Origin of the sequence: Kitasatospora sp. NPDC059160 (assembly GCF_042755465.1) — a bacterium.
Taxonomy (GTDB): Bacteria; Actinomycetota; Actinomycetes; order Streptomycetales; family Streptomycetaceae; genus Kitasatospora.
Genome location: NZ_JBHZCN010000168.1, coordinates 1 through 13,427, shown reverse-complemented (window position 1 = coordinate 13,427; position 13,427 = coordinate 1). Strand labels below are relative to the sequence as shown.

Below are 13,427 nucleotides of genomic sequence, written 5' to 3'. Positions count from 1 at the left end.
CTTCCCCTCCGGAAGTCCCGGGCAGCGGCGTTCCCGGCCCCGGGTAAACACCCGCGCATCATCCGCTCCGTGGATCAGCCCTACCACCGTTCCCCACCATCCACCCCCCACCCGCCTCCCGGCGGGTGCCCGCCCCGGGCCTGGCCCCGTACCGCCCTGCCGAAAGAAGCCAATGAGCGCCCGGAGGCCGCCCCCGGCTGCCGGGGGCGGCCTCCGGGACAGGTCGAAATGGCTGTGGCCGCACGGCAAACTGGCCCGGATACCGGGCCCGGAGGCCACCGAGCTACCCGAAGGGGTGGTCCCGCCCTGGTACGGGTTGACGCTCATCTACCAGCCGGACGAGCTCGGCGGGCTACCGAGCGCGCACACGCCCAGACGATCAAGCTCCCGGCCTGGCATCGTGAGCAGGATCTGCGTCTGGCCGAACACTACGTCCGCGCGGCCATCAAGATCAGCGACCATCACAAGGAGCTGCTGTGACCGTCACCTCCCCCGAGTTCGCCGCCAGCCTGGCGGCCGAGGCCGAAACCGCCGGAATCACCGGCTTCGTCGCCGCCGCCATGATCAACCACGACGGCCGCATCCTGCTCGTGCGCCGCAACCCCGACGACTACATGGGCGGCCTGTGGGAGATCCCCTCCGGAACGGTCGAGGCCGGGGAGACCATCCTGGACGCCCTCCATCGGGAGACCGCCGAGGAGACCGGCCTCACCATCGACCAGGTCACCGGCTACATCGGGCACTTCGACTACAAGAACAGCCGAGGCGGCACCACCCGCCAGTTCAACTTCACCGTCACCGTGCAGAAGACCGAACCGGTTGTCCTCACCGAGCACGACGCCCACCAATGGGCCCTCCCCAGTGACCTGCCTGAGGTGAGCGACGCGGTTCGCGAGCTGATCACACGCTGAGGCGTACGAGGGTGGCGGGCCCCACGGATTCCCCGAGGGGCCCGCCACTCCGCGGTCGAGACGACCTGCTGCGGCTCAGGAAGTTACTGCCGATGCGCTGCTGAGCTCCTGCCCGGCCTGGTCCAACTCCAGCGACAGCTCTACGGTGATCTTCGTATCGCTCACGGCGAGCCCGATGACGAATGCGGGGCCGTCCTCCCGACCGGGCGGAGCGCCAACGGCCCGACGCCGTCCACCTCGGTCACGCAACGAGCACAATGTCCAGGTATGCCTGCACCGGCTCGAAGAGCCCGTACGGCACGTACTCGGGGATCTCGGCGAGGGCCACCCACGCAAGGGCGTCCAGTTCGTCCGTGTCCACCACCTCGGCGGTGCCGCCGACGACCTCGCAGGCCGTGTACGACATCAGCCGGCCGGTCTTCGGGTGCACCCGCTCGCCCAGGAGCTTGACGGCGGCCACACCCAGTCCGGTCTCCTCTGCGGTCTCGCGGACGGCCGCCTCCTCGGGCGACTCACCGGCCTCGATCTCACCGGCCGGGAACTGCCAGGAGAGCTGGCCCTCACTGACCCGCCGACGCACCATCAGCACACGGCCTCCGCGGACCACGATCGCGGCGGCAATTCCCGGGCGTTCCTCCGCAGTTCGCTGTCTCACGTCTGCTCCTCCAGGGCGGCCAGGATGGGGGAAATCGTATCGGCGTCGAAGAAGCGGGCCATCGAGTTTCGAGGAACCCACATCACGTCGACGTTCTCGACAGCGTCGCCGCCGGTTGGCTGACCAGCAAGGTACTCACGCAGGAACCACTCGTTGGACACTCACCCCACTTTGGCCGCCTACTGCAGACCCAGGCCCTTTCGGCAACCTGGAGTGTCTTCATTGGGCAAGCCACGTGTCGGGTTTGAAGGTGTCGGATCCCCAAGCTCGCGGCACGATCTGGTGTTACAGAGACGCGAGTTCGGCAGCTCGCTGAGCGAGTTCCGGGGCGCCGGGAATTCCGCGCCTGCTGTAGACGGCCATGGTTGAGCGCACCGTTTTCAGCTCCTTCTGGTTTCGGTCGGATGCCACGCCGTCCATGAGGTCCAGGCACTGATTCCAGAGGACGACGGCTTCCTCATGACGGTGTTGGGCGGCGACAGACTTGGCGAGGTTCGCGATGGTCAGACCGCGAACCCGCTGGTACGTCGCCGGAACGCGGTCCTCAAGTGCCCTGCGGTAGTGCCGTTCAGCGGCTCGGTGGTCCTTCATCTCGGTCAGGGTCTTGCCCGTGTGCGATGCCACGGTGGCCGCGACCGGGCCGGAGGCGGCCGCGTAGGATGGCACGCCGTCGTCGGCGGCGAGCATGGCGTCCTCGGCGGCCAAGAGTGCCCCAGCGGCATTCTTGCTCTGGCCGCTTGCTCCGTAGGCCCGGGCGGACGTCACCAGCAGCAGCGCCTCCGTCCTTCGGTCGACTTTCCCCTGGGCCCGTGAGAGCGCGGCTTCGGCCAGCTCGACGCAGTGCGTGGTCTGGTTCAGGTCGAGGGCCTGATGGGTCAGGGCTCGCATCATCCAGGCTCCATGGCCTGCGGGATCACACTCGCAGGCAAGCTGGTAGGCGAGGAGATAGAACCGCTGGGAGGCGCCCTCGCGGCCCAGATCGTGGCACTTCCATCCGACCAGCGTGGCGAGCTCGGCTGCCGCGCCGTACGCGCTCCGCCGGACCTCCTCGGACGGGAACGTGGCCTGGAGCATCGGCACCACGGCATCCGCCAGGTAGGCCGACACGGTGGACAGCCCGTGGCCGCCGCCCAGTCTCTCGTCGGCGGTCCGGAACATCTCGATGAGCTGCCGGACGGTGGAAACCTCTTCGGCTCCGGCCCTACGGCTGCTCTTCGCGGTTCGCAGGGTGGCGGCGACGGCCTCGTGGTCGTAGGTGAGCGGGAGCCCGACGGTGGCGGTGGCGAAGGCCAGGGCGAGGAGATCACGGCGGTGGAACATGACAAGTCTCCCGAGGTCGGCAGCAGTTGCCAGAAGGTCAGGGGGCATGGCCTCCCCGATGGCCGGGAAGCCTAGACCGATCTCGGCGGTCGTCACCTGGCGCTTCGCCACTCTGGTCAGGGCCTCGGCGAGGTAGGCCGCAGTATTGCCGGTCGGGGTGCCGCCCCTAACCCAGGAGAGCACGGCCGACCGCGAGGTGTGCAGGGTCTCACCGGCCTCCGCCGCGACGCTGCGGACCACCTTGGCCAGGACTTCGTACGTACACCCGGCTTCCGCCATGACGGACGCCAATTGTTCGTTCGGCTGCTTATGCCCGGTCAACTCGCACCCCCAGAGCTGATCTTGAACAGATTGAACAGGCTGAGCAGGCCATCACCGTACCGCCCGAATGTGGCCGACTGTTCACTGAATGTAACAAACCCGCACCTCAGAGGAGGTTGATGCCTCATGGCCGACGAGTACCGCGACCCGCGCCTTCATGAGCTGTCCGGGGCCAGCGTTCTGGTCACCGGAGGCGGTGGCCTGGTCGGCAGCCGCATCGTCGCTCAGCTCGCCGCCTGCGGCGCCACGCCGATCGTCCTGGACCGGTTCGACGCCTACCCGCACCCGGTGCGGGACCTGTTCCAGGTGGACCGCCACAGCGCCCAGGTCCTGCTCGGCGACGTTCGCGAGCGGGCCACCGTGAAGTGGCTCACCGGCCGTGCGGACTACGTGATCCACGCCGCCGCGTACGCCGATGTCGCCGCCTGCACCCGCCGACCCGACATCGCCTTCGCCGCGAACGTGCACGGCACCCAGACCGTCCTGGACGCCGTGGCGGCCTCGACGGTGAAGCGGCTGGTCTTCGTCTCCTCCGCCTCTGTCTACGGCAACGGCACCCCCGCCGAGGACGGCGCGGCGCGGTTCACCGAGAACCAGCCGCTGACCCCGATCTCTGTGTACGCCAACACCAAGCTGTGGGGCGAGCACCAGGTGCGCCTGATGCTCGGAGGCAGCGACACCGAGTACTCGATCGTCCGGTACTTCTCGGTCTACGGCGACCCGCAGATCCCCAAGCCCGGCTCGCACTCCTGGATGGTGCCCTGGCTGGCCCTGTCCGCCCACACAAACCGGCCGATGAGGCTCAACGGTGGCGGCCACCAGGTCCGCGACATGATCCACGTCGAGGACATCGCGCACGCCACCATCCTCGCCCTCGTCATCGACCAGGCTGCCGGGCAGACCATCAACATCGGCACCGGCATCCCCACCCCGGTGCGGCGGATCGCCGAGCTGATCGCCGCCCACTACCCCGGCGCCGCGTTCGTCGAGACACCGATGCCGGAAGGCGACCCGCGCGGAGGCTGTGCCGACACCAGACGGTCCACCGATCTGCTCGGCTGGCATCCCGCCATCACCCTCACCGAGGGCATCGACCGCTACGTGCACTGGCTCAGCACCACGCCGGACGCCGTCCCGGACTGGTTCACCACTCCGATCACCGCCGCCATCTCGGCCGCCTGAACGAAGGGACATTCACCCCATGCGCGTCGTTCTGCTCGGCGGAGCCGGATACATCGGCTCCGTCGCTTCCCACCGCCTCGTCTCGCTCGGCCACCATGTCACCGTCGTGGACGGCATGATCTACAACCGCGGGGACGACCCAGGCTGGCTCCTGCCCAGCGCCGCCACGTTCGTCCCCGGGGATCTGCGTGACCCCGAGCTGCTGGCTGGGGTCTGCGACGGCGCGAACGCCGTCGTGCACCTCGGCGGGATCGTCGGAGAGCCGGCCTGTCGGCTGGACGAGGAGCTGGCCGTCGAACTGAACTACGCCGCCCCGATGATCGCCGCCGAGGCCGCCGCCGGTGCGGGCGTCGATCAGTACGTGTTCTTCTCCTCGTGCAGCGTCTACGGCAAGCACGAAGGCACCGTGAACGAGGACACCGAGCCCAACCCGCTGGGCATCTACGCCCGGACCAAAGTCCTCACCGAACGGCATCTGCCCGACGTACTCGCCGAAGTCACCGCCTTGACGAGCCTTCGGCTGGCGACCGTCCACGGTTCCTCGCCCCGTCAGCGCCTGGACTCCGTAGTCAACTCCATGGCCTCGCGCGCCGTCGCCACCGGGCGGATCCCCCTCAACGGAGGCACCCAGCGTCGGCCCCTCGTCCACGTCGGCGACGTCGCCCGGGTGCTCGCCGGCGTCCTGGACAAGGATCTGACCGGGGCGTGGAACGTCGGCAGTGACCAGGAGAACCACACCATCACCGACATCGCCGAGACCGTGGCCGCCATCGTGCCCGGATCGAAGATCCAGCGCGGCCCGGAGCTCGACGAAGCCGACGCCCGCGACTACCGGGTGAGCTTCACCCGGCTCCAGCAGCGCCTCCCTGGCGCATGCTCCACCACCCTCAAGGACGGCGTGCAGGAGATCGCCGACCTCCTGGTGGCCCGTCAGATCGCCGACCCGGAGGAACCCCAGTACGACAACCACCAGGCCCTGGCAGCGGCCTTCACAGCAGGCAAGGTGCGGAGCGTGCGCACCCCTGAGTGCCGGCGCTACTTGGCCGAGTACACCGCCGCGTGGGGGCAGCCGTGACCGTCATCGCGCCGTTCCTGCCTTGGAACCGGCCCTCGCTCGGGCAGGAGGAGGAAGCCGAGGTCATGGACACCCTGCGCTCGGGCTGGCTCACCCACGGCCCGAAGGCCAGCCGGTTCGAGGAAGCGGTGAAGTCCGAGCTCGGCGTCGAGGACGCGTTCGCGGTCTCCTCGTGCACCGCCGCGCTGCACCTGGCCCTGCTGGCGGCCGGGGTCAAGCCGGGCGACGAGGTGATCACCCCGAGCCTGACCTTCTGCGCGGCCCCGAACGCCATCGTCCAGTGCGGCGCCAGGCCGGTGTTCACCGAGGTCGATCCGGTCACCCTTACCATCGACCCCGAGGCGGCCAAGCAGGCGATCACTTCCAGGACGAAGGCCGTCCTGGTCATGCACTACGGCGGCCAGCCCTGCGATCTCCTGGCCTTCCGCAAGCTCGCCGACGATCACGGCATGGCCCTGATCGAGGACGCCGCCCACGCTCTGCACGCCTGGCGCGACGGCCTTCGGGCGGGCAGCATCGGCGACCTGGCGACGTTCTCCTTCTACGCCAACAAGGTCATCACCTGCGGCGAAGGCGGGATGATCGTCGGCCGCGCAGACCTCGTCCAGGCCGCCCGCCTACTCGGCCGGCACGGCATCGACACCTCCGCGTGGCAGCGGCACGGCACACGGAACACCGCCGACTACGAGGTCACCGTGCCGGGCTTGAAGTACACGATGCCGGACATCACAGCCGCGGTCGGCCTCCAACAGTTCCACAAGCTGCCCGACTTCACCGCCCGCCGAGCACAGATCGCTGCCTCCTACGACCGGTCCCTCGCCGACCTGCCCGGCCTGCGGCTGCCCACCATCGCGGACGGCGTCCGGCACGGACGGTTCCTCTACCCCGTTCTGGTCGAACCGGTCGGCGGCCGGACCCGGGACACGGTGGCCGAGCTGCTCCTGAACGACCACAGGATCGGCACCAGCGTGCATTTCAAGCCGGTGCACCGCCTCGCCGCGTACCACCTCCTGGACTGCCACTTGCCCATCACCGAGCAGATCGCCGCCCAGCAGCTCTCCCTGCCCTGCTACCCCGCGATGACAGCTGCGGACGTGCAGCGCGTCATCGACGCCCTCCACGCCATCTGGTCCTGACCCCGTGCCGGGCTGGCTGTCAGATCACCGGCGGCCGGCCCAGCCGCGTCATCCGCCACACCGTGCTCCACCGCATCGGCCGCCGCGGCGGGCATGGCACCCGAACACCCTCGAAGAACCCCGACCACCACGCCTTGAGCCCGGACATCGGCGGCCGGCGGACCAGCGTGTACAACGCCCAGGAGGTGAGGTAGACCGGCACCAGAGGGGCGGGCAGGTGGCGCTTGGCCAGCCACACCCGGTTCCGGGCCGTCATCCGGTAGTAGGCGGCGTGACGGGCCGGGTCGGTGCGGGGGTGCTGCAGCACCAGGTCGGCGCGGTAGTCAATCCGCCAGCCCGCGTCCAGCGCGCGCCAGGCAAAGTCGGTCTCCTCGTGCGCGTAGAAGAACTCGGCGGGAAACAGGCCGACCTGATCGATCACGCTCATGCGGATCGCGTGCCCGCCGCCCAGGAACGTCGTGACCGGACCGGACTGCAGCGGATCGCTCGCGCCGAAGCGGGGCACGTGGCGGCGCTGGGTGAACCCGGTCTCATCCGCGATCCGGAAGCTGACAATGCCGAGCTTCGAGTCCCGCTCGAAGGCCTCCCGGATCAGCCGGAATGTGTCGGTGCGGGGCAGCAGCCCGTCGTCATCCAGGACAACCAGCACGTCCGTGCCGCCAAGCTCGCGCAGCCGGTCGACGCCGGCGTTGCGACCCCCGGGAATGCCGAGGTTCTCCGGCAGCTCCACCGCGTCCACCCAGTCCGGCAGCTCGGGCAGCTTCACGCCCTGGCCGAGCACGACGGTCCGAACGCCGTTGTCGCCGCCGTCCTGGGCCCGTACCGACTCGAGTAGTGCCGTCAGCTCCGCAGGCCGGTTTCCCATCGTCAGCACCACCACGCCCAGCGTGACGCCCATCGCACCCGACCCTTCGAGGAACCTTCATGATCTCGCCGACACCCCGGCCTGGCCGCGGACCGTCGCTGCACGAGCTGGCCGACACCGGCCGACTACCGGACCACCAGGTGATGGACCGGCCGACGCTGGACTGGATCGCCCGCCACCGGCCCGCGGGCCCGGGTGTCCGGGCCAGACTGCCACACCGGCCGCTCCTACTGGTACCGAACGCCTCCTGGTTCGCCCGCACGCAGACGGCCGCCTCGATTCACGGCGTACGCCACGGTGCCCGGGTCGCCGTGCTCGTGCAGTTGCTCGCCGCCAGCCACGATCTCAGCCCGGGCCGAGGGCTGGCGCTCGCGGCCGCGGCGGCCTGTCACGACTGCCGGCGGCTGAACGACCACGACGATCCCGGCCACGGTCGCCGCGCCGCCGACTGGCTGACCGAGCATTCCGCGAGCCTTCAGACGATGTTCAGGACGGTGGCCACGACAGAGGCGATCACCGCAGTCGCCCTTCACGATGTGCCGCACCATGCCTTCGCCCGCGACCAGGAACGCGCCTACGAGCAGCACAAGGTGGCGGTGGACCTACTCAAGGCAGCTGACGCGCTCGACCGCTACCGGCTACCGCTGGCCCGCTGGTGGCCCGACCTCAACCGCCTGCAACTCCAAGTCCCCGCCTGGGCCCCGGTGCTCGCCCACGACCTGGTTGTGGGCAGCGAGCATGCCCACCTCGACGGCGCGACCGACACCCAGGCCCTGGAGCGTGCGCTCCAGGCCGTAATGCCCGAGTAGGAGAAGCCCCCGTGCACACCGAGTGGGACTTCGCGCACACCGACTACAACACACGTCCCGACCGACCGCTGCCGGCCGGGCTCGCCGCCTCCGAGGCCGACTGGCACCAGCGCCTCGAACAGGCCCCCAACGGGCACCTGCTGCGCGAAGACAGCAACGCCATGCTCGCCACGCTCACCGCCGGCGGCCCGGTCTACCTGCTGCACCTGACCCGTTCCCTGGACGCCATCCGCTCCAGCGGCCACCTTCTCGCGTCCACCGGCTGCCTGATCGGAGCCGTCTACGGCTCGCCCCTCACCCCGCTGCCGGGCGGCGCGCTTCGGCCTCATAACCTCGGCTCCTACCTGCTGAACGCCCGCCAGGGCCTGGCCAGCCGCCGTCACAGCACGCCCCTGGTCATCCGAGTCACCCCCGGTCACCCGGCACCGGCCAAGGGCCTGGACTACCTGCGGCTCGGCGGCATCCACCTGCGGACCTACCAGACGTACCGGCACTTTCTCACCGCAGTCGAGGACGACCAGGTACTGCAGTCTGTCGTGGACCGGGTTCGTGTCGCAGCCCCGTTCCTCGACAAACTCCTGCACAACGCCAGTGGTGGCACAACGCCGAACGAGTCGTTCATCGACGCCCTCGCCGCAACGGTCCCCGTCCTTCCCTATCTCGGGTACCTCTATTTCGAGACCGTCGCCGAATACCTGATGCTCCACTCCAGCAGCCGGGCCACCCAGGAGTACGCGGACTGCGGGGAAATGAACAACCGGCTCTACAAGGAACTCGCCTTCTCCGCCGTGGACAGCATGGGCACTCTCTTCGACCTCGGGCGGTTCTGCCCAGGCCACACCCGACTCCTCGATCTCATCGGACGCATCGAGCCCGGCCTGGCGGCGTCAGCCGCCGACTATGTCCGCCGACGCATGTCCCATCTCTTCGCCGCCACGTCCCTGACGCCCTGTCAAGAAATTTGGAATTTAACCTTCCGCGCGGCAAACCTGGACACGCTGACCGAGACAGCACCACGCCTCCTCGGCCAGCTGATCTTCCGGGAGATCCGGCTCCTCGATCGCTACCCGCAGCTCTACTACCGCTTCGAGCAGGCCAAGGCCTCGGAGGCGTGGACCTACTGGAACGAGGTGGGCATCCCGACCCCGTTCAACGGCGTCACCCCAAAGGGAGAGATCGGCATCAACCCGGCCTACCCCAACGGCCGGTTCACAGTCTGGACGGCAGAGTCATGCAAGCAGGGGCTTCTCCATCCGGTTGAGCAGATCGCCGCCGCTCCAACCGCCCGGCTCGTGCCGTGGCTGGTTGCTCCCCTTCGGGACCGAACGGAGGAGGAGCGGTGGTCGAAACGCCGCGCCGCCCCGACGTGATCGGGCGACACCGGTTGATCGTGATTCCCAGGGCAAGCAACGCCGCTCGGCCCGACCTTCGAGAGAACGGAGCCTCCCATGGACGGCATCACCTTCGGCCGGGTCACCGTGACCCTGCCCCACCTGAACGAGCCCGGCCTGTACCTGTCCAACGTCGCCAGCCTGGACTCGACCCGGGGCATCGTCCAGGACTTCCAGTACGGCGACGCCGACCTGCGGGCCCTGGACCTCGCCGAGACCCGCCTCGTCACCGGCCGCGTCTCCAACCTGCGGGCCGACCGTGTGCAGCTCGACCAAGTCCGCATCGACTCCGTCGAGTTCGACACCTGCGACCTCGCCGCCGCCCGCATCGCCGACAGCAAGCTCTCCCGCGTCGTCTTCCGCAACTGCAGGATCATGGGCGCCGGACTCATCGGCGTGACCCTGGACAACGTTCTCTTCGACAACTGCAAGCTCGACTACGCGACCTTCGAGCAGATCCGCTCCACCGGCCCGGTCGCCCTCTCGAAGTGCACGTTGACCGAGGCGTCGTTCACCGGCTGCGACCTCGGCGGCGCTGTCCTCGACGCCTGCGCCCTGCGACTGACCGAGTTCGGCCGGGGCAAGTACCAAGGCCTCGACCTTCGAGGCAACGACCTCACCACCCTGCGGGGCGTCGCCAACCTCGGCAAGGTCCTCATCGACCGCACCCAGCAGGCCGAACTCGCCGAAGCCCTGGTCGCCGAGCTGGACGTGACCTTCGCCGACGCCCTCGACGACCAGTGAAACCCCCCGCGCGGGCCGTTCCGCTGCCCGTGGTGGTGGCGGTAGCGCCGCGTCCGACCCCCATTCACGTAGGAGACTTCCATGGCTGCTGCGCCGCCACAAAGCCCCCGCCCGATCACGCCTCGGCTGCCGACCGACCCGACCTTCAACCAGGAGCTGTGCGCGCTCGTACTCGACACCGCACCCCGCCTGTTCGCCGTCGTCCAGGTCTGGGGCGAAGGCCTCCCGGACGTCGACGGGTGGGTCGTGGCCTGGGGAGTCGCCGACCACAGCGGGCGAGCGCACGTGATCAGCATCGACGGGCAGGCGCGAATGACCCTCGCATCTCCCAACCGGGCCTTGCGCCATTTCGCCGGGCGACCGGGGATCACTGCACGGCTGGTCTGGCTCAAAAGGCCGAGTGCAGCCGCAATGGAACAGGCCGATGCCGCCTGACCCGCCACGGTCGCCCGCCAGCCCCAGCGCGTCCTTCATCACCGGCCAGTCGTTGCACGTCTACGACAGCTGGATCCTCCACTGACCGGCATCCCACCGAACAGAAAGCAGACCGCCATGCAGCACCGCGTCCGCGCCGTCCTCCTCACCCCGAACGACACCACGCTGCTGATCAAACGCATCCGCCCCGGCATCGACCCGTACTGGGTGATCGTCGGCGGAAAGATCGAACCGACCGACGCCAGCCCAGAGGACGCCCTACTGCGCGAGGTCCGCGAGGAGATCGCGGGCGAGGCCGAGATCGTCAGCCTCCTCCACACCATCGAGACGGACGATGAGCGCCAGGACTTCTACCTCGCCACCATCGAGAAGTGGAACTTCGAGGACCGCACCGGCCCCGAGTTCAGCCAGGAAGGCCGAGGCGAGTACCTCTTGGAGGAGACCCCCCTCACCATCGAAGCACTCGCCACGATCAATCTCCTGCCCCGGGAGATCGCCACGGTCCTCCGCGAGACCGTCGAACGCGGGGACCTCCTCGCCGCCAGGTAGCCGCAAATCGGTGGCTGCGTCAGGGTGCCGGCCCGGGGCGGGTCCGTCCCTGGACGCGAGCATTTCACACTGCGCCTTGATCGCTCCCGGACTTCCAACTCTCCTTATCAATCTGGGAGTCGGCCAGCTTCGACGGTCTGGCCGCCAAGTACGGTATGAGCCACCAGCTACAGAGCATCGACGGCATCCGGCGGGACTACGGCCGCCGGCCCACTCTGACTTCGGTGATCAAGGAGCATGCGGGTGGCGGACATTCAACTTGTGATCACGGATGAGCAATGGCGGGATGCCCGGACGATTTGGGACTACCACCAGATGCACCACAAGCTGCGGCCGTGCGATGCGGCGATCGGCCTCGGTAGCCACGATCTCGGCGTGCCAGTCTACGCGGCCGAGCTCTATCACGAGGGCCTCTTTCCCACCCTGGTCTTCACCGGCGGCCCCAACCCGACCCACCCGGAGCGGTTCCCCCGGGGCGAGGCGGTGCACTTTCGGGAGTACGCCCTTGAGCGCGGTGTCCCGGAGTCGGCGATCCTGCTGGAGCCGAACGCCACAAATACTGGACAGAACATCAGCCTCTCACGTGAGGTGCTGGCCTCGGCCGGTCGCGATGTTCGGTCCGTGATGCTGATCGCCATGCCGTACATGGAGAGGCGCGCGTTCGCCACCTGCCGCAAGCTGTGGCCGGATGTTGAGGTGGTTTGCGCCTCGGCACCGATGGGGCTGAACGACTACGTAAAGGCCATTGGAAGCGAGAAACACGTCATCGACATGCTCGTCGGGGACATGCAACGGGTGCTCGAGTACCCGAAACTCGGGTACGCCGTCGAGCAGGAGGTCCCGGAGGCGGCCAATGCCGCTTACGACCGGCTCTGCCGCGCCGGCTTCGACACACGACTCATCAAGTCCTGACGTTCTGTCTGCCGAAGGACAGGCGATGCTCTCCAAGTCGCCCTGGCGAAGGACACTCGCAGAGAATGCCTCACTCTGCGTCAAATGCCATGGTACGTTCGGTAATCCAACCGAAAACAGGTGACCCCGGCAGCGCGCCAACGCTCCGGGGTCCGGCAACAGGAGCAGCAACTCCCGATGCGCATCCATCGTAGCGCCCACGTGCGCAATTTCACCGTGCTACCCAACGCCGTACTCCAGTACCGGCGGTTGAGCTACACCGCCCGAGGCCTCCTCGCCGACCTCCTCTCGCGCCCCGACGGCTGGCGCGAGGACGGACGGCGCATGGCCGACACCAGCCCGCAGGGGCGTGGCGCCGTCCGCAAGGCGTTGAAGGAGCTGACCGAGGCCGGGTACTACCGGGTCGAGAAGATCCGCATGCCGGACGGCACGATCATCACCGAAGCCCACGTCTACGACACCCCGCACCTCACGGCGCCGCCGGGTACCACCCGTCCGGCGCCCGGTGAAGCGGCAACCAGCCGTGCTGGCAGGTCTGTTGTAAAGAACCGGCAGCAAGAACCCTCCCTCCCCCCGAGCCCGGCAGACGAAAGCGACCAGGGAGGGAAAGAGGAACCACCCGAGATCCGCGAGGCGGTCGCCACGCTGTTCCGGGTGATCCGCCCCGAGCCCCGACTGCGCCTGGGCGAGGCCGAAGCCGCCGCACTCGCGCCCCTCGTCGCACAGTGGCTGCAACGCGGCGCGGCCCACGCCGACCTCGCCCAGGCCCTGCTGCCGGGCCTGCCCACCCAGATGCACTCGGCGACCGCCGTGCTCCGCTACCGCCTGGAGCACAAGATGCCGCCCGCCCAACCCGTTGCACGGCCACCGGCCCGGTACGCCGAGTGCGCCAAGTGCCACGACCCCGTGCCCCGACCGGGCATCTGCCGCCCATGCGCCGGCCTGACCACCCGAACCCCCACGGCCCGCAAGGGCGCGGACGTGGCCACCGCAGGTGCCGCCCGAGTCCGAACCGCCCTGCGCTCCGCAATGACCGGCAGTCGACCTGCACAGATCGCAGCCTGAGACAGGCTCCATCAGCGCCGCGGGGGCCCCCCCCCGGGCGCGCCGGCGGGGGGGCGC

14 protein-coding genes and 1 pseudogene are annotated in these 13,427 nt (G+C 68.9%); 11 read left to right on the top strand and 4 right to left on the bottom strand.

Annotated features, from left to right (window positions below; translation table 11 throughout):
* Nucleotides 1-476 precede the first annotated feature (476 nt).
* Complete coding sequence (locus tag ACFXOZ_RS40080) at nucleotides 477-911, top strand: NUDIX hydrolase (protein WP_380524114.1); 435 nt, start codon at nucleotides 477-479, stop codon at nucleotides 909-911.
* Nucleotides 912-1,152: 241 nt separating this feature from the next.
* Here ACFXOZ_RS40080 and ACFXOZ_RS40075 read toward each other — a convergent pair whose 3' ends face one another.
* From ACFXOZ_RS40075 to ACFXOZ_RS40065, 3 genes and pseudogenes are all read right to left on the bottom strand, one after another.
* Complete coding sequence (locus tag ACFXOZ_RS40075; RefSeq protein WP_380594971.1) at nucleotides 1,153-1,566, bottom strand: NUDIX hydrolase; 414 nt, start codon at nucleotides 1,564-1,566, stop codon at nucleotides 1,153-1,155.
* Nucleotides 1,563-1,718: pseudogene (locus ACFXOZ_RS40070) on the bottom strand (NUDIX hydrolase); the annotation flags it as partial. The pseudogene ACFXOZ_RS40070 and the gene ACFXOZ_RS40075, both read right to left, overlap by 4 nt.
* A 133-nt stretch (nucleotides 1,719-1,851) precedes the next feature.
* Entirely contained in the window at nucleotides 1,852-3,207 is a 1,356-nt protein-coding gene (locus tag ACFXOZ_RS40065) for a tetratricopeptide repeat protein (RefSeq protein WP_380594969.1), read from the bottom strand.
* A 126-nt stretch (nucleotides 3,208-3,333) separates the two neighbouring features.
* On the opposite strand from ACFXOZ_RS40065, the gene ACFXOZ_RS40060 reads away from it, so the two are divergent.
* From ACFXOZ_RS40060 to ACFXOZ_RS40050, 3 genes are read left to right on the top strand one after another with little or no spacing between them, the layout of a single operon-like run.
* Nucleotides 3,334-4,389 carry an NAD-dependent epimerase/dehydratase family protein gene (locus tag ACFXOZ_RS40060; RefSeq protein ID WP_380594967.1) on the top strand — a complete coding sequence of 352 codons (1,056 nt, stop codon included), beginning with the start codon at nucleotides 3,334-3,336 and terminating at the stop codon, nucleotides 4,387-4,389.
* A gap of 19 nt (nucleotides 4,390-4,408) precedes the next feature.
* Entirely contained in the window at nucleotides 4,409-5,464 is a 1,056-nt protein-coding gene (locus ACFXOZ_RS40055) for an NAD-dependent epimerase/dehydratase family protein (protein ID WP_380524122.1), read from the top strand.
* Nucleotides 5,461-6,600 carry a DegT/DnrJ/EryC1/StrS family aminotransferase gene (locus ACFXOZ_RS40050; RefSeq protein WP_380594965.1) on the top strand — a complete coding sequence of 380 codons (1,140 nt, stop codon included), beginning with the start codon at nucleotides 5,461-5,463 and terminating at the stop codon, nucleotides 6,598-6,600. Before ACFXOZ_RS40055 ends, ACFXOZ_RS40050 begins: the two co-directional genes overlap by 4 nt.
* Nucleotides 6,601-6,619: 19 nt before the next feature.
* On the opposite strand, the gene ACFXOZ_RS40045 is transcribed toward ACFXOZ_RS40050, so the two are convergent.
* Nucleotides 6,620-7,498, bottom strand: a complete 879-nt coding sequence (locus ACFXOZ_RS40045; RefSeq protein WP_380594963.1) for a glycosyltransferase family 2 protein — start codon at nucleotides 7,496-7,498, stop codon at nucleotides 6,620-6,622.
* Between the two features lie 26 nt (nucleotides 7,499-7,524).
* On the opposite strand from ACFXOZ_RS40045, the gene ACFXOZ_RS40040 reads away from it, so the two are divergent.
* The 7 genes from ACFXOZ_RS40040 to ACFXOZ_RS40010 all read left to right on the top strand — a co-directional run bounded on the left by ACFXOZ_RS40040 (nucleotide 7,525) and on the right by ACFXOZ_RS40010 (nucleotide 13,370).
* On the top strand, nucleotides 7,525-8,274 hold the full coding sequence (locus ACFXOZ_RS40040; RefSeq protein ID WP_380524128.1) for a hypothetical protein: 750 nt from the start codon (nucleotides 7,525-7,527) through the stop codon (nucleotides 8,272-8,274).
* A gap of 11 nt (nucleotides 8,275-8,285) precedes the next feature.
* Nucleotides 8,286-9,644 carry a hypothetical protein gene (locus tag ACFXOZ_RS40035; protein WP_380524130.1) on the top strand — a complete coding sequence of 453 codons (1,359 nt, stop codon included), beginning with the start codon at nucleotides 8,286-8,288 and terminating at the stop codon, nucleotides 9,642-9,644.
* Between the two features lie 78 nt (nucleotides 9,645-9,722).
* Nucleotides 9,723-10,409 carry a pentapeptide repeat-containing protein gene (locus ACFXOZ_RS40030; RefSeq protein ID WP_380594961.1) on the top strand — a complete coding sequence of 229 codons (687 nt, stop codon included), beginning with the start codon at nucleotides 9,723-9,725 and terminating at the stop codon, nucleotides 10,407-10,409.
* Nucleotides 10,410-10,490: 81 nt separating this feature from the next.
* Nucleotides 10,491-10,844, top strand: coding sequence for a hypothetical protein (locus tag ACFXOZ_RS40025; protein ID WP_380594959.1), 354 nt, complete (start codon nucleotides 10,491-10,493; stop codon nucleotides 10,842-10,844).
* Nucleotides 10,845-10,961: 117 nt separating this feature from the next.
* Nucleotides 10,962-11,393 (top strand): NUDIX domain-containing protein, encoded by a 432-nt coding sequence (locus ACFXOZ_RS40020; protein WP_380594957.1) that lies wholly within the window; start codon nucleotides 10,962-10,964, stop codon nucleotides 11,391-11,393.
* Between the two features lie 237 nt (nucleotides 11,394-11,630).
* Complete coding sequence (locus tag ACFXOZ_RS40015; RefSeq protein ID WP_380594955.1) at nucleotides 11,631-12,305, top strand: YdcF family protein; 675 nt, start codon at nucleotides 11,631-11,633, stop codon at nucleotides 12,303-12,305.
* 177 nt (nucleotides 12,306-12,482) lie between these two features.
* On the top strand, nucleotides 12,483-13,370 hold the full coding sequence (locus tag ACFXOZ_RS40010; protein WP_380594953.1) for a hypothetical protein: 888 nt from the start codon (nucleotides 12,483-12,485) through the stop codon (nucleotides 13,368-13,370).
* Nucleotides 13,371-13,427 lie beyond the last annotated feature (57 nt).